Source organism: Sphingobacterium wenxiniae (genome assembly GCF_900116225.1).
Taxonomy (GTDB): domain Bacteria; phylum Bacteroidota; class Bacteroidia; order Sphingobacteriales; family Sphingobacteriaceae; genus Sphingobacterium; species Sphingobacterium wenxiniae.
This window is the reverse complement of the sequence record NZ_FOZZ01000004.1, coordinates 218,744-244,447: the sequence shown is the minus strand read 5'-3', so window position 1 is coordinate 244,447 and position 25,704 is coordinate 218,744. Positions and strand designations below refer to the sequence as shown.

Below are 25,704 nucleotides of genomic sequence, written 5' to 3'. Positions count from 1 at the left end.
TTACGAAGAGAATCTTAGGAATTCAAAAAAGCTAAAAAAATAAATTCAAGTTAACCTCTTATTTATCAATGATATAGCGTTGTGTATAAAATACAATAAGCTGAAAATCAGTTTTTTATTTAAAAACACTTATTTAGATTTGCAGCGGAATTTACAGAGAGTTAGTGGTTTCGGCAGGCTATTTTAGCAAGTAACACCTGTTTTTTTAGCAAAATGTAACCCTAACGTAAGAACAATAAAAGCTTTTACTATGTCATTCAAAACATTAGGTCAATTCATTATTGAAAAACAGGGTGATTTTCCCTATGCCAAAGGGGAACTTTCCAGATTGTTACGCGACATTGGCATTGCTGCCAAGATTATCAATTATGAGGTCAATAAAGCCGGCCTGGCAGACATCCTTGGCGAACATGGTGTACAAAATGTGCAAGGCGAAAAACAACAAAAACTGGACGTCTATGCTGATGAACAGTTCATCCAGGCCCTAAGTAGGGGAGGGGAATGTTGTTACATTGCCTCTGAGGAGCATGAGGAAGGCATTGACCTGACCACACAGCCCTATTCTAAAGATGCCAAGTACATCGTGTGTATTGATCCTTTGGATGGCTCTTCCAATATTGATCTAAATGTATCGGTCGGTTCTATTTTTTCGATCTATCGCCGCAAAGAAAAAGAAGGCCAACCAGTAGCTATACATGAGGTTCTGCAGTATGGTCATGAACAGATTGCCGCCGGCTATGTCATCTACGGTTCATCGACCATGTTGGTTTACACCACAGGGAAAGGGGTTAACGGATTCACATTGGATCCATCTATAGGCGAATTTTGTCTTTCCCACCCCGATATGAAGATTCCTGAAGAGGGAAAAACCTATTCTATCAATGAAGGCAACTACCTCCGCTTCCCGCAGTATGTCAAAGATTACATCAAATATTGTCAGATGGAAGACCCTATCTCACAAAGACCCTACACATCGCGTTATATTGGGTCGATGGTCGCTGACCTGCACCGAACTATGATTATTGGCGGCATATTTCTTTATCCGGAAACCCAACAATATCCCCAAGGGAAGTTACGCTTGCTTTATGAGTGTAACCCCATGGCGTTTATTATTGAACAAGCTGGAGGGAAAGCTCTTTCCGGCCAAGAGCGAATTTTAGACATTCAACCAACACAACTGCACCAACGAAGCCCAATTGTCATTGGCAGTAAAAAAATGGTAGAGAAAGTGGAGGAATTTCTAATGGAAAATGAGCATGTGCTATATTAAAAAAGCCTGTCTAATATGACAGGCTTCCCTATATTTTTTATCCTTGGTTCTCTTCTTCGAAGACAATGCCTTCATCTACAAGAACCCTTCCGCAATGCTCGCAGATAATGATTTTCTTGCGCTGACGGATTTCAGACTGCAGCTGAGGTGGAATTTTGTTAAAACAACCTGTACAGCTGTCACGCTCAATAGACACAACGGCTAAACCGTTTCTGAAAGAGTTACGAAGCTTATTGTAAACAGTTAACAAACGCTCTTCGATTCCTTTTTCAGCTTTTGCTGCTTTGGACAATAATGCGTCTTCTTCTTTTTGAGTTTCAGCAGTAATCGTATCTAATTCCTTCTTTTTAACGTCAAGATCAGATTTGCTCAACTCCAAGTTTTTCAATGTGCTTTCGTAAAGCTCAGTTTTGTTCTTGATTTCAAACTCTGCCTCACGGATACGCTTTTCGCATACCTGGATTTCCAAGCCCTGAATTTCAATCTCTTTTGAGATTGCATCATATTCACGGTTGTTTTTAACTTCGTTCAGCTGTCCTTCGTATTTTTTGATCGCTGCTTGCGCATCTTTAATCATGTTGCGACGATTGACGATTGAATCTTCTAAATCATCCAACTCTGCTCTGATTTTTTCAATACGAGTATCCAGACCTGCAATCTCGTCTTCCAAATCAGCCACCTCAATAGGCAACTCACCTCTAACCTGACGAATTTTATCTATTTTCGTATGTACGGACTGTAACGCCCATAATGCTTTTAACTTTTGTTCTACGGTTTGTTCCATTATCAAATGTAGTATTTAACAGGATTTGTCTCTATTTCTGTCAATAGGACAGCAAAGTTAACAAATTTTTTCTGAATAATCTCCAATAATAATTCTTGCGTAAATTGTTCACTTTCATAATGTCCGATATCGGCAATGACAATTTCACCTTCTGCATCGAAAAACTCGTGGTATTTGTAATCTGCTGTAATGAACACATCTGCTCCCGAACGCTTTGCTTCCGAAAGCAAAAAGCCGCCTGCTCCACCACAAACCGCCACGCGGGAAACCTCTTTACCCCGCAATTGTGTATATCGGATGACCTGTGCGTTCAACTTTTCCTTGACATAAACCAAAAAAGAAGCTTCCGACATCGGATGCGGTAAATTACCGATAGCGCCCGAACCTACATTTTGCAGCCCATTATCCAAGGAAACAATATTGTATGCAACCTCTTCATAAGGATGGGCAGCATACATCGCCACAACAATGGCCCGTTCTTTCACCGCAGGATATACTACTTCTATCTTCGTCTCTTCCACACGTTCCTGTTCGCCGATTTGACCAATCGCAGGAGTTGCCCCATCCAAACCTCGGAATGTGCCATACCCAACTGTATTATAACTGCATTGGTCATAGTTGCCAATTGCTCCGGCACCAGCATCAAATAGCGCATTGCGCACTTCTTCGACATGTGTCCGTGGCACATAGACAATCAGTTTTTTTAGCAGATTGGATTTTGGGCTCAAAATAGCGGTAGACTCCAACCCCAAACGCTCTGTAATTTTTGTGCTTACACCGCCGAACACATTGTCCAGATTGGTATGGATTGCATAGAGTGCAATATTATTTTTAATAGCTTTTAAAATCGTGCGCTCTACATAATTGCGTCCGTTGAATTTTTTCAAACCTTTAAAGACAATAGGATGATGCGAAATAATGATGTCACATCCCTTGCGGATAGCATCCTCCACGACTTCCTCCGTGCAGTCCAACGAAATCAATGCTTTGCTGATTTCATCATCTGGATTGCCAACGATCAGCCCCGAATTATCGTAAGCTTCCTGATAAGCCAAAGGCGCTATACTTTCCAAGTATCCGGTAAGTTCTCTAATTTTCATTTTCTTCTTTCTTTGCCGTATAATCTGTTCCGAAATGGTTGACATGTAGAGCCAACAGGGATTTATACTGATATACCTTTATCCAATAAGTAATATAATAAACAAAGTGCAGCATGCCAATAATCAATAATATAAAAGGCGGAAGAGGAATATTCCGCAGCAAATATGTCCACGCAAAAAGTTGACCAGCCTTTCTTGTTGGGTTCTCCTCTACCTCAATCTGTCGATCATAGAATTCATTGTTCAGTGAGTCCGCCAAACGGCGTACCACCTCGAAATTCCAATAGATATTAAATAATGGCAGCGCCACGAACCAAATCTGGCTGGGCAGAATGCATTGATTTTCTTTCTTGACTAATTTCAGAGTACTATACAGCGTATAAGCAAAGACAACCTTGATGATAAGCCCTATTACTGCCACGATGATGGCATACTGTATCAGATCCTTGCTGATGCCTTCCGGCAACATATCGAACATAATTTTCTATCTTTTTTATTTAACTAACGTACATCAAAAATATGGTTGGTTTCTTGTGTAAATCCACCTTTGCTTCTTTCCATTCCCGTACCGACAATGTGCGTATCATTTCGTCTTCCGCAGTAAGATTACATGCCACACAAAGTCTGGTTGCTGGCTTGCACTGCCGCAACATCTCCTCAAAAAGCTGGTTGTTGCGGAAAGGCGTCTCGATGAACAGCTGCGTTTGCTTTTCTTTCAGCGATTGGTATTCCAGATCCTTGATTTTCTTTGCTCGCTCGCCCTTATCAATTGGCAGATAACCATGGAAAGCAAACTTCTGTCCGCTAAACCCGGAAGCCATCAGCGCCAATAAAATCGAACTTGGCCCAACCAATGGTACGACTTTTACACCTCGTTTATGCGCTTCCGCCACCACATCTGCTCCCGGATCAGCAACACCCGGGCACCCAGCCTCCGACATCAACCCGATGTCCTTTCCCTCCTGCACCGACTTAAAAATACGATTATAATCTATCTTTTCACGGGTGTGCTTGCCATAATCGTGGATTTTCAGCTCACCTTGCGGAATTTTTAACCCCGCTTGCTTCAAAAAACGGCGTGCCGTCTTTTCGTTTTCCACCACATATTCATCAATATGCTGTATCAATTCGTGATGAAAAAGCGTGTATGACAGTTTTTCGGCATTTTCTGCCAAGGGTACGGGAATAAGATATAGCGTTCCTAAAGACATAGTCCAAAACTACTAAATATTCTACGGAATGGGTGAAAGTAAAAAAATCTATGGAAACAGCTCCCTTTCAGCATCATTCAACAAAAACATTATCACATGAAAAGAATCACCATATTATCTTCGCTCTTGTTGTGTGGGTTGATTTGGAGCTGTAATAGAGCCATAAATAATAGTACAGAAAACTACGGAATGGCAGTATCTGAAGAAACAGCATCAGCAGATATAAACTTTGAAGCTGCACCCGAAAGCCAAACAAGATTATATAGTCCAGTAACGATGAAAGGACGTTCAGAAACAAGCAACAATACTGTATCTCCTGTTCAAAATAAGAAAATAATCCGTTCGGGAAATATATCCATAGCATCAAAAGACATTAAAAAAACTAAACTCCGCCTGGATAATCAAATCAAGGAACACGACGCGTATTACGAACAAGAAAGCACTTCCGCTGGCTCTACTTACACCAATTACAATCTGATTGTCCGTATTCCTGTCAACCAATTTGACCAGTTCATATCAGGTATCGAAAATGGCGAGGATAAAATTACGGAGAAATCTATTCAGGCAAAAGACGTTTCATTGCAATATTATGATGTGGAATCTCGCCTAAAAAGCAAAAGAACTTACTTGGAGCAGTATCAAAAAATGGTTTCTTCGGCTAAATCTGTAAAAGAACTGTTGGAGATAGAAGAACAAATCCGTCAATTACAAGAAGATATAGAAAGTAGCGAATCACTTCTCAGAAACCTTTCGGGTCAGATATCATACAGCACCTTGCATATCAGTATTTTCTATTCAAGCACTGAAAACCCGGCCTATACTTACACTTATTGGAGTAAAATAAAAGATTCACTTGACACAGGTTGGGAATTTATTTCAAATTTATTTTTAGGACTTATCAGCATTTGGCCAATAGGGATAATCATAGCCACTGCTGTCTGGGGATGGAAAAAATATAAAAAAAGAAAATCCAAATAAGCCCCCTTTTTGAATAAAAGTCTAAAATATATAACTGATTACTAGTTTACTTTTAGACTTTTTTCTATTTTTATTCGGAAATAACACTACTTTCATCATGAAAAAACAAACGGTATTATATTCCTTACTCTTCGCTACAGCACTAATTGTAAGCTGCAACTCTTCCAATCAATCCAATAAGGACAATGAGCAAACCCAAGAAGAAATAAACACAGAATCGTCTTCTTCACAAGTTACAGAACCCCAAACAGAATCCACGACTACAACCGTTTTTGATATCAATACAATCCCGATATCTACGGCTGATATAGGTGATTTTCCATTTTTCACTGCTCCTGATGGCGCAAACTATATCAACAATGTTAAACCGAAAGATTTTGACTTTATCGTATTCGTCACTCCAGATAATATATATGAAGTAGAAGGCAAAACATTCAGAGCATACATTCACCGAGATAAGAAAAGTGATAAAGAAATCAGTGGCCGCTACCTATTCCGAAGCTATGAAGATGCCATTCTTGCTGCAGGTGGAGTCAAAGTTTTCGAAGGAAGACTAAAAGGAGATCGTTTAGAACAATACAAAGACCTATGCACCTATGGGGGGAGCAATGGAAGTATTGATGTTTATAATGAAGAAATAGTCACGTACGTAATCCGAAGAAATGACGGCAATATTTATATTGCCATGGAGAAAAAAGATTTTCCTTCTTCCTCTATACAGATTGTACAAGAAAAAGCTTTCGAACAAACCATTACAAAGATAACTTCAGATAAAATCGTAAAAGATTTGAACGAGACTGGAAAATCTATCCTATATATCAATTTTGACGTAGATAAATCCAATATTAAATCTGATGGGAAAAAAGTGGTGGACCAGATCGCCAAAGCTTTGAAACAGGAAGCTTCTTTAAAGATTTCCATTGAAGGGCATACCGATAATACAGGCAATGCGGCGCATAACAAAAAGTTATCAGACGACCGTGCAAATGCCGTGATGAGCGCTTTAGTCACTGACGGAATAGATAAATCCCGTTTAACAGCTCAAGGTTTCGGAGCTGAAAAACCTCTGGTCGCCAACGATTCGGAAGAAAATAAAGCAAAAAACAGACGGGTAGAGCTTGTAAAGAAATAATATGAATATAATATACTGTGTTTACTTTATTAATAAAGTCAGATATTTATAATACAGCAACTTTAAAATAAAATTTGAATCTTCAAAAGATAATTAATAATTTGCTCTCGATTAAGGAGTTTATTATCAAATGACTACACAAATAACGGAAGGCGTTCGCATCTCTGTGGAGCAGGTTTATCAACAAGAATATTCCAATCCCAGCAAGCAGCACTTTATGTTTTCCTATCGCATTACGATAGAAAACTTGGGTCATGATATCGTTCAGTTGATTAGTAGACATTGGGATATATTCGATTCTCTCAATGATACTATACAAGTTGATGGCGAAGGAGTCGTTGGCGAACAACCCATTTTGGAACCCGGAGAAACCCATCAATATATTTCCGGTTGCAATCTCAAAAGCGAAATAGGTTATATGGAAGGATACTATATGATGAGCCGGTTGAAAGATGGATCCTTATTCACTGTAGAAATACCCCGCTTCAATCTCGTGGCTTCCTATAAATTGAATTAACCCATCCTATTGTAATTTATACAGCTTCATCTTTTATAAAAATACTTTTTCGGCGATATTTCTTTATTTTTGTGCTTGGAAATTTATATCCTCAAGTCAGGGTATATCTATTATATGGATAAAATGATATTAATATAATGCTTATGCATTATTAAATAAAGCTTCCTTATTGTCAGGCTAAGCTGGTCGCTGTGTCTCGAGTATGGCAAAGGAAGAGCGACATGTCTATCCTTCGACAAGCTCAGGATGACATAAAATGTACAGTGTCTTCTTAAACTTGACTCCTGTGCGAAAGTATCCAAAGTAGATGCTGTTAAAGTGATAAAAGAATAGTAAAACATACAACATATTAATTATCAGTAATTTAAATATTAAGTGAGTATTTTAGCAACAGAGCAGGTAAGTCATTCCTTTAATGACAGATGGTTATTCTCGGACTTACATTTTGCCTTACAAAAGGGGGATAGGGTAGCCTTGGTCGGTATTAACGGAACCGGCAAATCCACTTTACTTAAAATTCTCGCAGAACAGGTCGTTCCAACACAGGGAAAAGTTGTAAAAGAAAGAGGTATCAAAATAGGTTTCCTCTCACAGGAACCTGATTTTTCGGGTCTGGATACCGTGAACGATTTTATTTACAGTGCAGATAATGAACAGCAACAACTGATCAAAGCTTACGAGAATTTATTGAATAGCGATAAAATTGATCAAGACAAGTTAACAGAATTAACGGATAAACTCTCTGCAGCCGAAGCTTGGGAATATGAACATAATATCAAGACTATTCTAAACAGGTTACAGATTTCTAATTTTGACCAAGCGATAGACTCGCTATCTGGTGGTCAGAAAAAACGCCTATCCCTGGCAAAACTCTTAATAGACGAACCAGATGTTTATATATTGGATGAGCCAACTAACCACTTGGATATAGAAACCATAGAATGGTTGGAAAAACTATTGACAACAGGGAGTAAGACTGTACTTTTGGTCACCCACGATCGATATTTTCTGGACAATGTATGTACGGAGATACGGGAATTGGATAAAGGCGAAATTTACACTTATAAAGGAAATTACACTTATTTCCTAGAAAAGAAAGCCGAACGTGAAGCTATGGATATAGCTTCGGCCGAAAAAGCACGTAATCTATTACGTAGGGAATTGGAATGGATGCGTCGTCAGCCTCAGGCTCGAGGGACAAAATCCAAAGCCCGTATTGATGCTTATTATGAATTGGAAGATAAAGCCAAAGGTCCAAGAAAAAATGAAACGGTACAATTATCTGTCAAAGTAAGCAGACAAGGATCCAAGATATTGGAATTAGATAATGTAACAAAAGCATTTTCAGCAGAACCTATCATAAGTGATTTCTCTTACACCTTTAAAAAAAGAGACAGAATAGGGTTGGCAGGGAAGAACGGAACAGGAAAGTCAACCTTTCTTAATCTTGTGACCGGCATACAGTCAGCAGATACAGGCTCTATAGTTGTCGGGGAAACTACCATATTCGGATATTATAAACAAGGGGGTCTTCAGTTCAAAGAAGAAGATCGGGTTCTGGATGTCGTAAAGAATGTAGCTGAATATATAGAAATGGCAAATGGTGATGTCATTACAGCTTCGCAATTATTAACGCTCTTTCTTTTTCCACCAGAGAAGCAATACAATATGGTAAGCAAACTGAGCGGGGGGGAGAAGAAGCGCTTACAACTTATGCGGGTATTAATGAGCATTCCAAATTTTTTGATTTTGGATGAGCCTTCCAATGACCTTGATATAGATACGTTAAATGTGCTGGAAGAGTTTTTGGAAAATTATACCGGTGTATTATTATTAGTTTCACACGACCGTTATTTAATAGATAAGTTAACAGACCAACTTTTCATTTTTGAGGGTAACGGAAACATACGTATTTATAATGGTAACTATGCTGATTATAAACTCGAGATAGAACAGATAGCACGTGAGGAGAAAGAAAAATCAAAAACAATCCAACAACAGAAACCAACTGAAAAAGTAGCGGAAAAGAAAAAGCTTACGTATAAAGAACAACGCGAATACGAATCTTTGGAAGAAGAAATAGATTTGATAGAAAATTCCATAAAAGAACAAACAACATTACTGAACACACTTTCTGATCATAACAAGATAACAGAAGTTGCATTGGAAATAGAAAAACTTCAAGAGGAATTGGATAAAAAATCAGAACGTTGGTTGGAATTAGCAGAATATATATAAAAGTTTCACGTGAAACAAATTAAATGGTTTCACGTGAAACAAGATAAAAATAGAAAATGTTTAATAAATATAATGTAATAGTAGTAGGAGCCGGTCATGCTGGATGTGAGGCTGCAGCTGCAGCTGCAAACTTAGGTTCGTCGGTATTGTTGATTACCATGAACATGGGAGTCATTGCACAGATGAGCTGCAACCCGGCAATAGGTGGTGTAGCAAAAGGACAGATTGTACGAGAGATAGATGCCATGGGTGGATATACAGGTATTATTGCAGACAAATCTACATTACAATTTCGCATGCTAAACCTTTCCAAAGGACCAGCAATGTGGAGTCCCCGTTCACAAAACGACAGAATGCGATTCGCAGAAGAATGGCGATTAACATTGGAATCTTTATCCAATGTAGATATGTGGCAAGATACCGTAAAGGAAGTCATTGTTGAAAATGGACAAGCTAAAGGTGTGATAACTTCATTAGGAATCCGTATCGAAGCCGATGCAGTAGTACTTACGAATGGAACATTTTTAAACGGTATTATCCATATAGGCGAAAAGAAAATAGGAGGGGGGCGCACTGGAGAAAAAGCTGCAACAGGATTGACCGAACAATTAGTGAGTTTAGGTTTCGAATCCGGAAGAATGAAAACAGGTACACCTCCTCGGGTTGACGGCCGATCTCTAAACTATAGCCTCATGGAAGAACAATGGGGAGACGAAAAGAAAGGGCGCTTCTCCTATACCGACGTAGAGATACCTACTGAACAACGTTGTTGCTGGATTACTTACACGAATGATAAAGTACACGAAGTTTTAAAAACAGGCTTCGACCGATCACCGATGTTTGCTGGAAGAATCAAAGGCCTTGGACCTCGCTACTGTCCTTCTATTGAAGATAAAATCAATCGTTTCGCTGAACGTGACAGACATCAGATATTCGTAGAACCAGAAGGATTTAAAACGGTAGAAATATACGTAAATGGCTTTTCAACTTCTCTACCGGAAGACGTACAGCTGAAAGCACTACAACTTATACCAGGATTTGAAAAAGCAAAAATGTATAGACCAGGTTATGCTATCGAGTACGATTACTTCCCACCGATGCAACTGGATCTGACATTGGAAACATTAAAGGTTAAACATCTTTTCTTTGCCGGACAGATCAACGGAACTACTGGATACGAAGAAGCAGCAGCCCAAGGTTTCGTAGCAGGAGTCAACGCACATCAACGTATCAACGATCAGCACGAACTAATATTGAAACGCTCAGAATCCTATATAGGTGTCTTAATTGATGATCTTGTGACCAAAGGAACAGAAGAACCCTATCGGATGTTTACTTCCAGAGCAGAGCATCGTTTACTCTTACGCCAGGACAATGCAGATATACGATTAACGCCATTAGCACATAAATTAGGATTGGTAGATGATGAAAGATTAGCTAAAGTAGAGAAAAAAGTGAAAGACTCTGATACTATTGTAGACTATATGAAACAACATAGCGTATCCGTTGAAAATATGAATCCTATATTGGAAAACTTAAATTCAAGTCCTATAAATCAAAAGTCACGACTATTCAATATACTAAGCAGACCTCAAGTCAATATATACGATATAGCTAAAGCAGACGAAAGCTTCAATACATTATTGTCCAACTACGACGACGAAACTATTGAACAAACGGAGATAAAAGTGAAGTATGATAGCTATTTTGAAAAAGAAATGGAAATCGTAAACAAAATGAAAAAGATGGAAGATAAAGAAATCAATCCGGATTTTGACTATACATCACTAACTTCACTATCCATTGAAGCACGGGAGAAGTTATTGAAAGTAAAACCACGAACATTAGGACAGGCATCCCGTATTTCTGGTGTATCTCCTTCTGATATTAGTGTTTTAATGATACATATTAATTAAATATCTGATTATCAACATTTTAAACTAAATAATCAGAAAAATAAAATAAAGCGATACAAGACAATATTTTTAATTTTATGACTTGCAGTTCCAAAAACAAAAAAAGTTCCTCAAAAGTCCTTAAATCAGTATATATGAGAAACACCTTTTTATTAGGTCTTTTTACACTGATTTTATTGTCTTGTATCCGCTGTGCTAATATGCAACGGCCAACAGGTGGACCAAAAGACAGTTTACCTCCCAAATTACTAAACGAATTTCCAGAAAACTATAGCCGTAATTTTAGAAGTAAAGAAATCACGCTGAGTTTTGATGAATTCATCAAACTCAATAACCAGATGAAAGAGTTCAGTATAAGTCCTGATCTTGATGAAATGGTTATTTATAAAGTTCGTAAGAAAAACTTAATCATTACCCTACCTGATTCACTGGAAACAAATACAACCTATACCATCAACTTCGGTAAAGGCTTGGTAGATTATAATGAAGGCAATCCTATTATTAACTACAATTACGTATTCGCCACGGGGGATGAATTGGATTCCTTATCCATAAGTGGTTCCGTAAAAAATGGATTTACCAAATCTTTTGATGCCAAAAAAGATGAAAATATCAAAGTCTTACTTATCCCAACAAGACAGGATAGCATATTTGGGAAAAGAAAAGCCAACATATTCGTTAACGTAGATACATCCGGGAATTTCAAGTTCAATAATCTAAGAGAGGATACCTATAGAATATATGCTTTAAAAGAGCAAAATAATGATCGTATATACAATGGTAACGACGAATGGATAGGTTTCTTAGCAGATAGCTTAGTTCTTAACAAGGATATCAATGGCGTCGCATTGGAATTAACCAAAGGCTATCCAAAAGACTATAGGACATTAGAAAAAAGAGTCGACAATACTGGTTATATTCTATTGACATTTACAAAGCCATTGCAAGAACCTGAAGTAGAAATACTAGCTCCTCAAGCACTAAATAATACAAAAATAGAGCGTTACAGCTTTAACAGAGATAGTGCAAAAATATACATCGACAACACAGAACTGGATTCTATAAAACTATTGGTAAAAGACGCTGGCGAGATAAGAGATACCGTTTCCATACGTGTTTCACGTAATATGAAGTTTGACCGTGAAGTAAAACCACAACTCAGCATTACAAATAAAGTAGACCGAGTTAGACATATTAAATTGAGTACTACTGGACCTTTGGCATCTGTAGATAAGGAAAAAATAATGTTGTATGAAGATTCTGTTTCAAGAAGAAATTTCCAATTGCAACAAGATTCTGTAAACAAAGAATTATACCATATCCGATTCAATTGGCGGGCAAAAAGAAATTATGAATTGGTTATTCAGGAAAATGCTATGCAAAGTCCATTTGGGGATACCAATAAAGAGTTTAAAACGCGTTTTACATATGAAGAATCGGATAACTACGGAAATATTAACTTTACATTCAATGGTTTGGATTCAACAATGAATTACGTTGTTGAGTTGATTGATGAGAGTAAAGAAAAAGTATTTGATAGACGCATTATAAACGCTTCTAATCCACATATAAATTATAAAAACTATCCAGGAGGGAAGTATTCTTTACGTGTGATATACGACGAAAATAATAATGGGCGTTGGGATCCTGCAGATGTATATGCCAAGAAACAGGCAGAAAATCTATGGTACTTAGATAAAACATTTACAATCCGTGCAAACTGGGATCAAAGCGAAACGATTAATTTGCCTTAGGAAATTAATTTTATCATCCATAATATAGAGTAGAGACGTTGCATGCAACGTCTCTACATATTCGTTTCTATCCTCCAATACATATCAAAACCAGGAACTATACAACACATAATTATGTGGCAATTGCTTGAGCATGGCCAGCTGTTCTTCGCTTAACGGTTTTATTTTCCTGGCTGGTATTCCGGCATAAAGATAACCGGATTCACATACCATATTTTCTAAAACAACGGCTCCTGCAGCTATAATGACGTTAGATTCAATAACAGCTTTATCCATAACGATTGCACCCATCCCAATCAACACATAATCCCGCACTATACAACCATGAACGATAGCATTATGTCCCACATTGACATAATTGCCTATATCAGTTCCATTTTTCTGATAAGTGCAATGAATAACCACGCCATCCTGAATATTGGAATAATCACCTATACGGATATAATTCACATCTCCTCTGACCACCGCATTAAACCATATAGAACATTGCTTACCAATCACAACATCACCAACAATAGTGGCATTATCCGCAATAAAAACAGATCCATCAATAACAGGATGAATATCCTTTACAGGTAATATAACAGGCATTTTATATAGATTTGGGAATAAATTATAAAACAGTATCTATTAATCTTTCCGACTTAGATGGAAAATCAGTTGTATAATGTAATCCCCGGCTTTCTTTACGTTGCATAGCAGATTTTACAATGAGATAAGCTACTTGAATAACGTTTCTTAACTCACAGAGCTTCACAGAAAGCTTTGTATTCTTATAAAAGTCTTCAGTCTCTTCATATAAAAATCCAAGTCTTCTCATTGCCCTATCCAAACGAAAATCAGAACGTACAATACCTACGTAATCACTCATTAGTTTTTGTGTTTCACGTAGATTATGAGTTACTAAAATCTCTTCATTCATCAACTGTACCTTGGATTCATCCCAGGTGGGAATATCGCTAGCATATTCCACGGATGACAAAGTATCTGCTGCATGTTCAAAAATACGATGGGCATATACTACAGCTTCCAACAAAGAATTAGAAGCCAATCGATTAGCACCATGTAATCCTGTAGACGAACATTCTCCGCAAGCATACAGGTTATTAATGGATGTCCTTCCCCACTCATCGACCAAAATACCCCCACATAAATAATGAGCAGCCGGAGTAACAGGAATATAATCCTTCGTCATGTCCAAACCTATAGACAAACATTTTTCATAAATATTTGGAAAATGCGCTATAATCTCTGCTCTTTTTCGGTGTGTGATATCTAGATAGACAAAATCAAGACCCGAACGTTTCATTTCATTATCAATCGCCCTAGCAACGATATCTCTGGGTGCCAAAGAAGCCCGTTCGTCATATTCCTCCATAAAAGAATCCCCATTTACCCTACGTAAAATACCGCCAAAACCACGAACCGCTTCTGAAATTAAAAAAGCTGGGGATTCTTTTGGATTATAGAGTGATGTCGGATGGAATTGTATAAATTCCATATTGCGAACTTTTCCCTTAGCACGATATACCATAGCTATACCATCACCGGTAGCAATAGTAGGATTTGTCGTACTGCCATATACATGACCAGCTCCACCGGAAGCCATTAAGGTTACTTTACTCAAAAAAGTTTCAATACTATTCGTACGTGTATTCAAGGCATAAATACCATAACATTTTATATCCTTTGTACTTTTATCTACATGGACACCTTGATGGTGTTGGGTAATTAAATCGACAGCAAAGTAATGTGTTAGTATCTCTATATTGGGATGTTGATGTACTTTCTCCAAAAGTGCGCGTTCTATCTCGTAACCGGTAATATCTTTATAATGAAGGATACGATGGTTCGAATGTCCTCCTTCCCGGGCAAGATCATAATGCTCACCATCGACCTTGTCGAAATTGGTTCCATAATCTATAAGCTCTTTAATCCTTTCCGGTGCTTCCCTAACAACGTTTTCCACAATAATATTATGGCATAAACCATCACCAGCTGTCTGTGTATCAGCAATATGCTTTTCAAAGCTATCTGACTTATCCACAACCGCAGCTACACCACCCTGGGCATATTTGGTATTAGATTCGTCTTCATTGGATTTAGTGACTATCAATACTTTACCTAATTCCGCAGCCTTTAATGCAAAACTTAATCCTGCAATTCCAGACCCTATTACCAGAAAATCTACCTGTCTTTGTGCCATAAAGTGTAAAACCTAATACCTTATTTCTTGATTATCGAAAACAAATTAACAAAATATGTGGAAAACATGTACATAATACGTGGATTAAAAATGAAAACTTGTAAACTTTCCACAAATGAACATCTATTCACACATTTCCTGTCCAAAAATTAAGGAAAAGTCAACCTAATATTAACAAATTATGAACAACAAACATTCAACAAAAAATTATGGAAAATAAAACCCATAAAAAATTACAGAACTGAAAATCAATATATAATCTTAAATAAACTGTGAATAAATTGTGGATAACATAGGAATAAGTGCTATTCCAAATAAAAATTCAATCACTTCTCCCCATTTTCCACAGGCTAATAAACAATAAGATTCTTTCTTTAAAAAAACATTATCATTTATTGAAAAAAGGGAATGTGGATTTCGTTTGATTTTCTTTGTTTACCTTTGTAGTGTTAGATATTCTAAACAAAAGAAAGCTAAACGAGAAGAGAACAGATGAATACGACTTTTGCAAGGGATTTAGAGGCCAAGGGCTATATCGATGAACCGATAGATCCTACGATAAATATTATTGCTGAGATACAGCGACTTAAGAAAGAGAAAAATGCTGTTATCTTAGCACATTATTATCAAGAATCTGAAATACAGGATATTGCAGATTATATTGGAGATAGTTTAGGTCTTTCGCAGCAGGCCGCTAAAACGGATGCTGATGTGATTGTATTTGCCGGTGTGCATTTTATGGCAGAAACAGCAAAAATCCTATCTCCTTCCAAAAAAGTGTTGCTACCAGACTTAAAAGCAGGATGTTCGTTGTCGGATAGTTGTCCTCCGCATCTTTTTGCTAAATTCAAAGAACAATATCCCGATCATGTAGTAATCACTTATGTGAACTGTACAGCTGAGTTAAAAGCGCTGTCGGACATCGTCTGTACGTCCAGCAATGCTGTGCAGATTGTGGAAAGCCTTCCCGAAGATCAAAAAATAATCTTTGGACCTGACCGGAACTTAGGGGATTATGTGAAGAAGAAAACCGGTCGTGATTTGGTGTTATGGAACGGTGCGTGTATGGTACATGAAATCTTCTCCCAGGATAAGATTTCGGATTTACGTGCACAGTTTCCAGAGGCGAAATTTATAGCGCATCCGGAATGTGAGGACCATATTCTGGCACAAGCGGATTATATCGGCTCTACTTCCGGTATGTTGAAATTTACGATTGAAGACGATGCACAACAATATATAGTCGCAACAGAATCAGGTATCTTGCACCAAATGCAAAAAGCAAGTCCTACGAAGACTTTTATTCCTGCACCACCGAATAATGTGTGTGCTTGTAATGATTGTCCACATATGAAGCTAAATACACTGGAAAAGCTTTATAATTGCTTGTACTATGAGCTACCAGAGGTAGATTTACCAATGGATGTTGTGGAACGTGCAAGAAAACCTATCGAGCGGATGCTGGAAATCTCCGAGAAGCTGGGATTGTAAGATATAGTATTGATATTACGGTACATGACAAAAAATAATGTCATCGTCATTGCGAGGGAACGAAGCAATCTGATGACATTAAAAATGCAGATTGCTTCGTCATACTTCCTCGCAATGACGCGTTTTTTATGACTTATTCAGTTTTGTCATGTACTAAATATTGATATATAAAATAAATGAATACGTATATAAACAATTAGTATTTAAAAATAAAAATCACAGATATCTGTATTAGGGAAAAGTTATCTCAATACTCATATCTCAATACGCAATACTAAAATAACATGTTCGAAAACAGCGATAAAACAAACATACAAGAACTTGGTGAATTTGGTTTGATAGATTATCTGACTAAAGCAGTTGAGCTTACGGAACCATCAACGGTAAAAGGTATTGGTGACGATGCTGCAGTATTGGATTTTTCGGATAAGAAAACATTGATATCTACAGATTTGCTTTTGGAGGGAATCCATTTCGACCTTCGTTATGTACCTTTAAAGCACTTGGGTTATAAAGCAGTGCAGGTTAATCTGAGTGATATATATGCGATGAATGGAATAGCATCGCAGATTACGTTCTCCATTGGTTTGTCTTCTAAATTTCCATTGGAAGCGGTAGAAGAAATATATGAAGGAGCATTGATTGCCTGTAAAAAATATAATGTAGACCTTATCGGAGGAGATACTTCCGCTTCTGCACAAGGTTTGGTTATTTCGGTGACCAGTATAGGTTATGCTTATGCAGCTAAAATAGCTTATCGTTCTTCTGCAAAAGAAGGAGATTTGTTATGTGTAAGCGGTGACTTAGGTGGTGCTTATGTAGGATTACAACTTTTGGAACGCGAAAAGCAGATTTTTCTGGAAAACCCGCAGATTCAACCTGATTTGGAAGGAAAGGATTATATTGTAGAAAGACAGTTAAAACCTGAAGCCCGAAAAGATGTTGTTGAATTGTTTGGAACCTATGGCATACAACCAAATGCAATGATTGATGTTTCAGATGGCCTGGCTTCAGAGACATTGCATATCTGTAAAGCTTCAAAAGTAGGTTGTAAGCTCTATGAGGATAAAATACCTATCGACCCGATGACTTATGAAACTGCTCGTGAATTTGGTTTGGATCCGACAGTTTGTGCATTAAACGGTGGTGAAGATTATGAATTGTTATTCACTGTTCCGCAAGATCAATACGATAAAATAAAGAACCAGTTGGATATTACCATTATCGGTTACATTACGGAAGAAGCTGCGGGTTGTGAAATGATTTCTAAATCCGGAAATGTGCATCCTATTACTGCACAAGGATGGAATGCTTTTAAAAGATAAACATTAGAGCATCAGGTTTTTCAAAAACCTGATGCTTTAATATGATTTAATGACTATTTATAAAGCTGATTAAATAGCATTTTAAATGTTCCGTGGGATTGTGCCCTGTTTGTAATTTCCGGACCAATAGCTACCACTTTACCTTTTCCTAATAAAGCTACGACACCTAAATGCGTATCTTTTAAATATTCCTGACCGTGTGCCCAGCCACTTAACAAAGGTTTGTCGGTTGTGAATTTACCTAAGGAGTAAAGCTTGTCAGTCGATTGGAATTGAAATACCGGACTGTTGTTGAAAACGATTTTAGCTTCTTTAGCCATGCCGTAATTTTCTGCTTTTTCCGTATCAATCTCAGCTGATAAAATACTGGTTGGCACGAAATATTTAGCACTGGATATTTCCGCTAATTTTCCATCTTTGTTTTCCTCCATCAATGGGTTGGTTACGTTTATACCCAGATCATATACCCACCCACTGGAAGAACCGACTGTTACTATTCTGCCACCATTTTTTACATACTCTTCTAAGATAGGAACAGATGTTTCTTTTGTTATTGAACCCATCCAAGGTTGATATTCTTTAGGTACCAGTTCCTTTTCAAGCTCTTTACCCCATCTTGTAATACCTGGTTTGTCCCCGACAGGGATTCCCGGTCCGATAAACAGCAATACATCGTATTTAGCTATGTTTTTACTGTCTACGTCTTGTGGATAGAATAGTTCATAATCGTATTCATATTGTTCTAAGATCCAACGAACCCATCCGGATGGCATAGAGCCTCCATAATGGTCGAATAAACCTATTTTCAAGGAATTAATAGGGGTTAGCGTTGAAGGTTTTTGTGTTAATGATGTTACTGTCAAGCCATATTTAGCTGCCATTTCATCCAATACCGCTTTGCCTTTGGCATCGACATAGAAATTTTGTGTTTCCTCGTCCCGAGATACTTTAACACCTTTTTTCAATAATCTGTTTACCGCAATAAAAGTATCATTTGCCTTGCCATTGATAGCGTACCCGACTTTACTAACCTCAACTGAATTAGTAGGGGCATGAAGCAATATCCCATAGTCTGTTCTTTCCAAAGGAATATTTAAGTCTTCAAAAATACGATCATAGCTGACACCCATTTGCATTGCTAATGTCCAGCCAGCTGCATCATAAGGACGAACCGGAGGTCCGCCTGGATACTGAACATCATGTGGGTGGTCCTGTGGCTCAAACATATCTATTATTTGTGGACGAAAAGCTTGATTAGTCTTTACTACAATTGTGTTTTTTGGGTAATGCTTACCCCCGTAGCTGAAATCTTCTTTGCTTTGGTAAACATATATACCGCCTTTTATCAATGTATTTACGAATTTGATAGCGGTGGCGAAATCCGCTTGGTCTGCAGAGATGATATATGCCCGAGGATCACGGTTATCCGGATTTTTATAAACAGCATCATAGTATTTGGTAGGAATAATTTTCGAACGATAATAACCAGTGGCTTCTTTCTTTTCTTCTTGTCCACTTTTAACAGCCTCATCATAGGTTTTCTCTAATTGCTCAGCAAACTTCGGATACATTGTCCAGGTATCTTTGTTTCCTTTCTCTATAGAATTCTTACCCATCTGGTAGAAATTGTACAGCAATTCGTCTCCATTTCGTGCTGCATAATCCAATATGGCATAGTTCATCGAAACTGAATAATCAATAGACTGCTTGAAATGCCATTTTTGTGGGGCAATCGGATTTGGTAATCCATTTTTAGGAATTAAGCGTTCTGTGACAACGGGAACTTCCATAGGTGTTGGGCTACCAAAGGTTTCGGTTAATATACCAACCATATTTCGGAAATAAGGTGCAGTACGTGCTCCGCCGTTCCACCATGTGGAAAATGTAGACTGATCCATACGCACATATCCTGGTTTACCTTCTTTATTCAGTCGGTTAATCATGGCAAAACCTACACCATCAATTCCGGTCACTAATAACGGATCAAAAATATGATTAAAAGGATCACGATATGGCGGTCCTGCTACGATCGTACCATCGGGAGAAGTCTGGTGGTGATTGTACATAATCTGTGGCAACCAATCTACATAAAGTATTTTCGCCATATTGGTTGCTTCTACCATATTGAACATGAAAAAGTCGCGGTTATTGTCATGTCCTACATATTTTTGGTACAACCTTGGTATAGACATGTTGCGTTGTTCCTTGTCTTGATATTGCATATACCAGTCAGCTAATAAATCTTGCCCATCTGGATTGACATGCCACATTAAAACAATGACTTTATCCAAAAAATTTAATATCTCCTCGTCATCGCTATTATTCAGCTGATAAAAAGTCTCTATCAATTGATGGGAACCGACAGTTTCATTGGAGTGCATACCGCCATCAATCCAAACAACGGGTTTACCTTCTTTAGCTAATACTTTAGCTTCTTCATCCGTAAGATTTTCTGCTCGTCCTAAGCGTTGCGAAATAGAACGATATTTTTCAATATTCTTCAAATTCTCAGGCGAGGATATAATCAGAAGATATTGCTGTCGGCCTTCTTCTGTCACCCCGGCATCCTGCATAATAAGTCTGTCCGACTGTTCAGCTACTTTTTTAAAATAGCTTTCCATCTGCTTATAATTCGCCAACATGTAGTCATCACCTATATGGAATCCAAAATGTTCTTTAGGTGAAACAATATGTTGTGCCTGCCCTATGGATAACTGCGAAATGAAGAGGGCAATTAATAAGTGTTTAACAATTTTTAGTTTCATAAGTCTTTATTATAAAGTGTTTCTGATGTAGGCAAAGGCCATATATAATTAGGGTCTGTTGGCTTAACTTCCGGTACCGGAGATCCACCTCGTGGCGATTTTGCAGGAATAGGTTTTAGCTGTCTTACTAAATCTATGTTACGAATACCTTCTCCAAAAAATTCAATATTGCGTTCACGAAAAATAAGATCCAATAGTTCTGCTTTTGTCGTAGGACTAAATGTAGTCGTTTGGTCCGATCTGTTTCTGACTGCATTCAGTAATTGTATAGCGCGCGCATCTGTACCATTTTGTTGAGCTAATGCTTCTGCTAAATTCAACATCACCTGTGCATAACGGATAACAGGTATGTAGTCGGCAAATGGTGTCCCCATTTTGTATTTTACACACCATAGACGTCCGGCTGCAGTACCAGCTGGAGTAGCAAATACAAAATTACGCCGGGTATCTGTTGTTTTCCAATCCGGATCAGCAACTACTCCGGATTCCAACAAATAGTAATCCCCGGTACCAGCTGCACCCAATCCCGATGCATTTGCACCATCGGGTAAATAAGCATTTCCTAACGATGTTCCCGGAACATCATTTGAACTAAATGGCATCGAAAATATTGATTCATTGGAAGTATATGGAGCAGAAAATACATTTAGTACGTTACTTTCCAATTGGTTTGCAACGCCTGTAGTGGCTTTGTAAGGCGATGAATTTGGAACTAACTTATCCGATTCTCTAATCACCGCAGCATAATTTCCCATAGCTAAATAAACGTTCGTTTTCATGGCTATAGCCGTATTCTTATGCGCACGGGTTGTATTTGACAAAGCGCTGGAATAGGAATTAGGTAGATTTTGTTCAGCAAAATCCAATTCTTGTATTACAAATTCGTAAATCTGTTTTACCGTAGATCGAGGCATGTTATAGTCTTTTAAACCTGTATTTGCTTCTAAACGTAATGGTAATCCCGGGCTTGCACCATCATCTTTTAGATAAGGCTGAGCATATAAATGCAACAGATAATAGTAGGTTATACCACGAAGAAACCGAGCTTCTGCCATATAATTTTGATAAACATTTGCGCCTAAAAGTTCTTCGCCGTTTATAGCCAATCTTTCTATAAACAAGTTACAAGCATTAATAATCTGATAACCTTGTGTCCATACATTATCTACATCGCCTGTACTTGCGTCTACGCTCATTTGGTAGGATAATCCACCACGCGTAGGATTTAGATTTGTGGCTACAAAGTTTCCTGCTCTGGATTCCGAATAATAAATATATTGGGAACCCCAAAAACCACCTCCTTTGAAAGTAGCATATAACCCGTTGACCTGGTTGTTAATCCTGCCCACGTTTTCAAAGGCTGTAATCTCTGATACCAGTGTGGATGGAACGGGATTTAATTTATCGTCGTAATCACAGCTTGTGATTACAAATAATAATAAAGGTATAATATAAAATCTTTTTTTCATGATTCGATGAATTTAAAATGAAGCTTGTAGTCCAAAAGTGAATGTACGGGCGTTGGGTGTTACGTTTTTGTCAAATCCTTGTGTTGTTGTCGCATTTCCTGTACTGGTTACTTCCGGATCAGCACCATTGTATGGCGTGAATAATAAGGCATTTTGAATGCTCGCATAAATCCTTATTTTATCTATTTGCCCCTTTCTAGTAAAATCAACCGGCAATGTATATCCTAAAGAAATATTTCTCAGACGAAGGAAATCCGATTTATACACATTTGCTGTAATAGGAATAGAATAACCCCAGGAAGTAATATCTCCATCTTGTACACGAGGTATATCCGTAATATCTCCTGGTTTCTGCCATCTGTCTAAAATCATGACATGGTTATTCTGAAACCGGTAATCCATTAACTGGGATTGTGTACCATTGTACATATATCCTCCCAATTGGAATGTCCATAACATGTCTAAGTCGAAGCCTTTGTATATGAAATTATTGGAAAATCCACCAAAAAATTTAGGTTGAGTTGCTCTATAAGGTACCGCGTCATCTGCTGTATTGACTGCTCTTGCCTGGCTGCCATCGGCATATTCCCATTGGTAACCACCCGGAGGTGGGATTTGTTGAAAAAATACTTGCCGACCATCACCATCAATAAATATTCTTCGGCCCGTCTGTGGATCAACTCCGTCTGTTCGGATGGCATAAATCATACCTATCGGACTGCCTACCTGCGTAATGGATGCCATACCTGCTATGCCACCAACAGCATCGGATATTAGGGAATTTACACCATCTGTAAGTGAAAGAACCTTATTCGTATTGTGAGAAATATTAAAATTTAGATTCCATGTGAAATTATCATTTCGTATAGGCGACGTATTAAAAGTAAATTCAGCTCCACGGTTATACATTTCTCCTACGTTAGCCAGAATCTGGTTGCGGCTTCCTGAAGATGGGTTTGGAATACCGACAGATGAAGGAGTAGGCACACCAAAGATTAAACCATCGATACGGTTATTGTAATACGCCAGTTCAAAGTTAAATTTATTAGCTACGGTAAAAGATAATCCTACATCTGTCTTTTTACTGGTTTCCCATTTTAGATCTTCATTACCGGCAGAAGCAAAATACAATCCCGGTGTTGTACCATATAGCGTGGCAGCATAGGTAGATAGGCTGGCGAAATCACCAATCCCGGTTAAATTACCTACTTTACCATAACTTGCTTTGAGTTTTAGATTCTGCAAAATTTGGGATATGGTGCCGTTTTGGTAGAAACTTTCTTTGTAAATATCCCAACCACCGCCGATACCCCAGAAAGTTCCGGCTTTGTTGTTCGTACCCAAAACAGAAGACTGATCACGACGCAGATTACCTGAGAAAAAGTATTTATCCTGTAAATTATACTGAAATCTTGAAAATAATGACACCAAAAAATTCTCTGTGATATTGTTTTCAGTGTTCGATAATGAAAGGTCTGTGAAACCGCCTTGAATGTTGCGGTACAAATCATCTGATTGATTGCCGCGCATCAACCCAAAACCATCCCGTTTGGTTGTTTGCTCTTCATGACCCAGTAAGATATCCAACTTATGGCCATCAGCAATTTTAGGAGTCAATGTTAATGTATTTGTCCAGATAGTCATCTCCCGGCTTGCTGTAATCGCATCTGCACGACCATTTCTACTTATTCCTTCATTTGTTTCAGGGGAGAAATAACGATATGTTTTACTTTCCATATTGTTTATGCCGTATATCGAACGAAAAGTGATCCATGGTAAAGGGTTAATATCTACGGATACATTTCCCTGTAAAAAATGATTACCTGTGTAATCATCATTTTCCAATAATGATAATACGGGATTGGTATAGCCTAACCGAGCAGTAGATCTTAAATGTCCTGCGTTGTCCATAATACCTACATTCGGACCGATGACATTGAATGTTCCATCATTATTATATGGAGCAACGATAGGAGCTGTTATGAATCCCAAGCGGTACGAATTGGAATTGGAAGCGACACTATTAACGCCTGTACCCAATGACATAATAGCCCGTGTCTTGTTCGTCGCATAGTTAACTTTGGAACCAACTTTTAACCAGTTATTTACCTTATGATCGAGGTTGTAAGCTATGTTTTTACGATCAAAGTCATTGCCTTGTATGATACCATCCTGTTTTGTTAGACCTGCACTGAAGAAATAACGGGTTGCTTCGGAAGCACCACTCACATTGACGCTGTGATTATTCACTTTTCCTGTACGGAAAATGTAATCATACCAACGTGTATCTATCCGGTTTCCATTGATGTCTAAGGAATAATCATAATAATTTGTTTGTGCGTTATAAGTTCCAGCATTTTGTAAACCTTCATTTTTAATTTCCAGATATTGCTCAGCGTTGAGCACTTCGGCCAATCTAAATGCTTTATTTATACCGAAATAGGCATCATAATTCACTTTTGCTTTTCCTCTTTTTCCTGATTTAGTAGTAATAAAAACAACGCCATTTGCCGCCCGAGAACCGTAGATACTCGTTGCTGCTGCATCTTTGGCTATGTCTATGCTTTCTATATCAGCAGGATTAATAGAAGCCAAAGGATTGTTTGATGCATTTCCACCTACGCTGACATCTTCTGTGTACATTGGTATACCGTCCACTACGATTAAAGGGTAGGAACTTAATGACAGAGAGTTTGTTCCCCGGATTCTGAATACAGGAGCTTGATTGACATTCCCTACGTTAGCTGTCATATTCACACCGGCAGCTTGTCCACTTAAAGCACCTTCAAAGCTCAAGGTTGGTTTTTCGGCAATATCTTTTCCTTTAACTGAAGCGATAGAACCGGTATTTTCACTGCGTCTTACCGTTCCATAACCGATAACAACGACTTCATCCAGATTCTCACCGGATGATTTTAGAACAATATTCAACGATCCTTGGTTGTTGATATTAATCTCCCGGGCTTCATAAGATACGTGTGTGATGACGAGTGTACCCTGAGGAGGAGCAGAAATGGTAAAATTTCCGTTTACATCGGTAGAAGTAGAATTTGTACCGCCTTTCACCTTGATAGATGCACCATCTATTGGATTATTGGATTCATCTACGATTTTACCGGTCACATTAATTTGTTGTTTGGAGAAAACAACGGGAATATCCGATGCGGATACGTGATAGGGAAGAGATACTGAGGATATTCCGAGTAAAAAAGACGAAAATATCCATGTTTTCGTTCTTTTACTTAGGAAACCGGAGTAGTTTTCCCGAAAAAAGGGTTTAAGTTTCATAGTTAATTAGTAAATTGAAAAGTTAAAACGATAATTATTACAATAATAAAAATTATAAATGTAAATATTTAAAATTTTAATATTAAAAATAAGTTTTTATTTAAAATATATATGTTTTTTTATTTATTTTTTTTGTAAAACTGTTAAAAAGAAGTTTTTTTTATGTTTTTTTTATAAAAATTAAGTTGTTTTTTGCTGTTTTGGCTAGAAAATAAGTGTGTTTTATACGATACCAAATTTTTAATCTATCTTTCGTGATA

Annotated in this window: 18 protein-coding genes; 9 read left to right on the top strand and 9 right to left on the bottom strand. The window is 37.8% G+C overall.

The window, feature by feature from the left end; genetic code table 11:
* Window positions 1-250: 250 nt before the first annotated feature.
* Window positions 251-1,270 (top strand): class 1 fructose-bisphosphatase, encoded by a 1,020-nt coding sequence (gene fbp / locus BM375_RS07630; RefSeq protein ID WP_093364931.1) that lies wholly within the window; start codon window positions 251-253, stop codon window positions 1,268-1,270.
* A gap of 37 nt (window positions 1,271-1,307) precedes the next feature.
* On the opposite strand, the gene BM375_RS07625 is transcribed toward fbp, so the two are convergent.
* Genes BM375_RS07625 through BM375_RS07610 form a run of 4 tightly spaced genes read right to left on the bottom strand, consistent with a single transcriptional unit; the run spans window position 1,308 to window position 4,365 of the window.
* Window positions 1,308-2,054 carry a zinc ribbon domain-containing protein gene (locus BM375_RS07625; RefSeq protein ID WP_093364930.1) on the bottom strand — a complete coding sequence of 249 codons (747 nt, stop codon included), beginning with the start codon at window positions 2,052-2,054 and terminating at the stop codon, window positions 1,308-1,310.
* Window positions 2,055-2,056: 2 nt separating this feature from the next.
* The gene (locus BM375_RS07620) at window positions 2,057-3,154 is read right to left on the bottom strand and encodes a Nif3-like dinuclear metal center hexameric protein (protein ID WP_093364929.1); all 1,098 of its coding nucleotides are present in this window, start codon (window positions 3,152-3,154) and stop codon (window positions 2,057-2,059) included.
* Complete coding sequence (locus BM375_RS07615) at window positions 3,144-3,632, bottom strand: hypothetical protein (RefSeq protein WP_212611642.1); 489 nt, start codon at window positions 3,630-3,632, stop codon at window positions 3,144-3,146. Before BM375_RS07615 ends, BM375_RS07620 begins: the two co-directional genes overlap by 11 nt.
* A gap of 19 nt (window positions 3,633-3,651) precedes the next feature.
* The gene (locus tag BM375_RS07610) at window positions 3,652-4,365 is read right to left on the bottom strand and encodes an SAM-dependent methyltransferase (protein ID WP_093364928.1); all 714 of its coding nucleotides are present in this window, start codon (window positions 4,363-4,365) and stop codon (window positions 3,652-3,654) included.
* Window positions 4,366-4,461: 96 nt separating this feature from the next.
* Here BM375_RS07610 and BM375_RS07605 point away from each other — a divergent pair, with 96 nt between their 5' ends.
* From BM375_RS07605 to BM375_RS07580, 6 genes are all read left to right on the top strand, one after another.
* Window positions 4,462-5,343 (top strand): DUF4349 domain-containing protein, encoded by an 882-nt coding sequence (locus BM375_RS07605; protein WP_093364927.1) that lies wholly within the window; start codon window positions 4,462-4,464, stop codon window positions 5,341-5,343.
* 97 nt (window positions 5,344-5,440) lie between these two features.
* Complete coding sequence (locus tag BM375_RS07600; RefSeq protein WP_093364925.1) at window positions 5,441-6,475, top strand: OmpA family protein; 1,035 nt, start codon at window positions 5,441-5,443, stop codon at window positions 6,473-6,475.
* 130 nt (window positions 6,476-6,605) lie between these two features.
* Window positions 6,606-6,992 (top strand): Co2+/Mg2+ efflux protein ApaG, encoded by a 387-nt coding sequence (apaG, locus tag BM375_RS07595; protein WP_093364923.1) that lies wholly within the window; start codon window positions 6,606-6,608, stop codon window positions 6,990-6,992.
* 375 nt (window positions 6,993-7,367) lie between these two features.
* On the top strand, window positions 7,368-9,230 hold the full coding sequence (locus tag BM375_RS07590) for an ABC-F family ATP-binding cassette domain-containing protein (protein WP_093364921.1): 1,863 nt from the start codon (window positions 7,368-7,370) through the stop codon (window positions 9,228-9,230).
* Window positions 9,231-9,286: 56 nt separating this feature from the next.
* A complete protein-coding gene (gene mnmG / locus BM375_RS07585; RefSeq protein WP_093364919.1) occupies window positions 9,287-11,146 on the top strand; it encodes a tRNA uridine-5-carboxymethylaminomethyl(34) synthesis enzyme MnmG in 1,860 nt (619 codons plus the stop codon).
* A gap of 134 nt (window positions 11,147-11,280) precedes the next feature.
* Window positions 11,281-12,900 carry an Ig-like domain-containing domain gene (locus BM375_RS07580; RefSeq protein ID WP_244525848.1) on the top strand — a complete coding sequence of 540 codons (1,620 nt, stop codon included), beginning with the start codon at window positions 11,281-11,283 and terminating at the stop codon, window positions 12,898-12,900.
* An 84-nt stretch (window positions 12,901-12,984) separates the two neighbouring features.
* On the opposite strand, the gene BM375_RS07575 is transcribed toward BM375_RS07580, so the two are convergent.
* Window positions 12,985-13,491 carry a gamma carbonic anhydrase family protein gene (locus BM375_RS07575; protein WP_093364916.1) on the bottom strand — a complete coding sequence of 169 codons (507 nt, stop codon included), beginning with the start codon at window positions 13,489-13,491 and terminating at the stop codon, window positions 12,985-12,987.
* A 22-nt stretch (window positions 13,492-13,513) separates the two neighbouring features.
* Complete coding sequence (gene nadB, locus BM375_RS07570; RefSeq protein ID WP_093364915.1) at window positions 13,514-15,106, bottom strand: L-aspartate oxidase; 1,593 nt, start codon at window positions 15,104-15,106, stop codon at window positions 13,514-13,516.
* Window positions 15,107-15,598: 492 nt separating this feature from the next.
* Between nadB and nadA the strand changes: the two genes are divergently transcribed.
* Complete coding sequence (gene nadA, locus BM375_RS07565) at window positions 15,599-16,597, top strand: quinolinate synthase NadA (RefSeq protein WP_093364913.1); 999 nt, start codon at window positions 15,599-15,601, stop codon at window positions 16,595-16,597.
* A 284-nt stretch (window positions 16,598-16,881) separates the two neighbouring features.
* On the top strand, window positions 16,882-17,922 hold the full coding sequence (thiL, locus tag BM375_RS07560) for a thiamine-phosphate kinase (protein WP_093364911.1): 1,041 nt from the start codon (window positions 16,882-16,884) through the stop codon (window positions 17,920-17,922).
* A 53-nt stretch (window positions 17,923-17,975) separates the two neighbouring features.
* On the opposite strand, the gene BM375_RS07555 is transcribed toward thiL, so the two are convergent.
* Genes BM375_RS07555 through BM375_RS07545 form a run of 3 tightly spaced genes read right to left on the bottom strand, consistent with a single transcriptional unit; the run spans window position 17,976 to window position 25,444 of the window.
* Complete coding sequence (locus tag BM375_RS07555) at window positions 17,976-20,687, bottom strand: M14 family metallopeptidase (protein ID WP_093364910.1); 2,712 nt, start codon at window positions 20,685-20,687, stop codon at window positions 17,976-17,978.
* Window positions 20,684-22,156 (bottom strand): RagB/SusD family nutrient uptake outer membrane protein, encoded by a 1,473-nt coding sequence (locus BM375_RS07550; RefSeq protein ID WP_093364908.1) that lies wholly within the window; start codon window positions 22,154-22,156, stop codon window positions 20,684-20,686. The genes BM375_RS07555 and BM375_RS07550 overlap by 4 nt, the downstream gene beginning before the upstream one ends.
* 12 nt (window positions 22,157-22,168) lie before the next feature.
* Entirely contained in the window at window positions 22,169-25,444 is a 3,276-nt protein-coding gene (locus BM375_RS07545) for a SusC/RagA family TonB-linked outer membrane protein (protein WP_093364906.1), read from the bottom strand.
* Window positions 25,445-25,704 lie beyond the last annotated feature (260 nt).

What these genes read in the sequence shown, in the direction of transcription:
- BM375_RS07575 (WP_093364916.1), bottom strand. Translation starts at nt 13,491, where the DNA reads ATGCCTGTTATATTACCTGTAAAGGATATTCATCCTGTTATTGATGGA.
- BM375_RS07620 (WP_093364929.1), bottom strand. Translation starts at nt 3,154, where the DNA reads ATGAAAATTAGAGAACTTACCGGATACTTGGAAAGTATAGCGCCTTTG.
- thiL (WP_093364911.1), top strand. Translation starts at nt 16,882, where the DNA reads ATGTTCGAAAACAGCGATAAAACAAACATACAAGAACTTGGTGAATTT.
- fbp (WP_093364931.1), top strand. Translation starts at nt 251, where the DNA reads ATGTCATTCAAAACATTAGGTCAATTCATTATTGAAAAACAGGGTGAT.
- BM375_RS07600 (WP_093364925.1), top strand. Translation starts at nt 5,441, where the DNA reads ATGAAAAAACAAACGGTATTATATTCCTTACTCTTCGCTACAGCACTA.
- BM375_RS07615 (WP_212611642.1), bottom strand. Translation starts at nt 3,632, where the DNA reads ATGTTCGATATGTTGCCGGAAGGCATCAGCAAGGATCTGATACAGTAT.
- BM375_RS07550 (WP_093364908.1), bottom strand. Translation starts at nt 22,156, where the DNA reads ATGAAAAAAAGATTTTATATTATACCTTTATTATTATTTGTAATCACA.
- BM375_RS07545 (WP_093364906.1), bottom strand. Translation starts at nt 25,444, where the DNA reads ATGAAACTTAAACCCTTTTTTCGGGAAAACTACTCCGGTTTCCTAAGT.
- nadB (WP_093364915.1), bottom strand. Translation starts at nt 15,106, where the DNA reads ATGGCACAAAGACAGGTAGATTTTCTGGTAATAGGGTCTGGAATTGCA.
- apaG (WP_093364923.1), top strand. Translation starts at nt 6,606, where the DNA reads ATGACTACACAAATAACGGAAGGCGTTCGCATCTCTGTGGAGCAGGTT.
- BM375_RS07625 (WP_093364930.1), bottom strand. Translation starts at nt 2,054, where the DNA reads ATGGAACAAACCGTAGAACAAAAGTTAAAAGCATTATGGGCGTTACAG.
- BM375_RS07580 (WP_244525848.1), top strand. Translation starts at nt 11,281, where the DNA reads ATGAGAAACACCTTTTTATTAGGTCTTTTTACACTGATTTTATTGTCT.
- nadA (WP_093364913.1), top strand. Translation starts at nt 15,599, where the DNA reads ATGAATACGACTTTTGCAAGGGATTTAGAGGCCAAGGGCTATATCGAT.
- BM375_RS07610 (WP_093364928.1), bottom strand. Translation starts at nt 4,365, where the DNA reads ATGTCTTTAGGAACGCTATATCTTATTCCCGTACCCTTGGCAGAAAAT.
- BM375_RS07605 (WP_093364927.1), top strand. Translation starts at nt 4,462, where the DNA reads ATGAAAAGAATCACCATATTATCTTCGCTCTTGTTGTGTGGGTTGATT.
- mnmG (WP_093364919.1), top strand. Translation starts at nt 9,287, where the DNA reads ATGTTTAATAAATATAATGTAATAGTAGTAGGAGCCGGTCATGCTGGA.
- BM375_RS07555 (WP_093364910.1), bottom strand. Translation starts at nt 20,687, where the DNA reads ATGAAACTAAAAATTGTTAAACACTTATTAATTGCCCTCTTCATTTCG.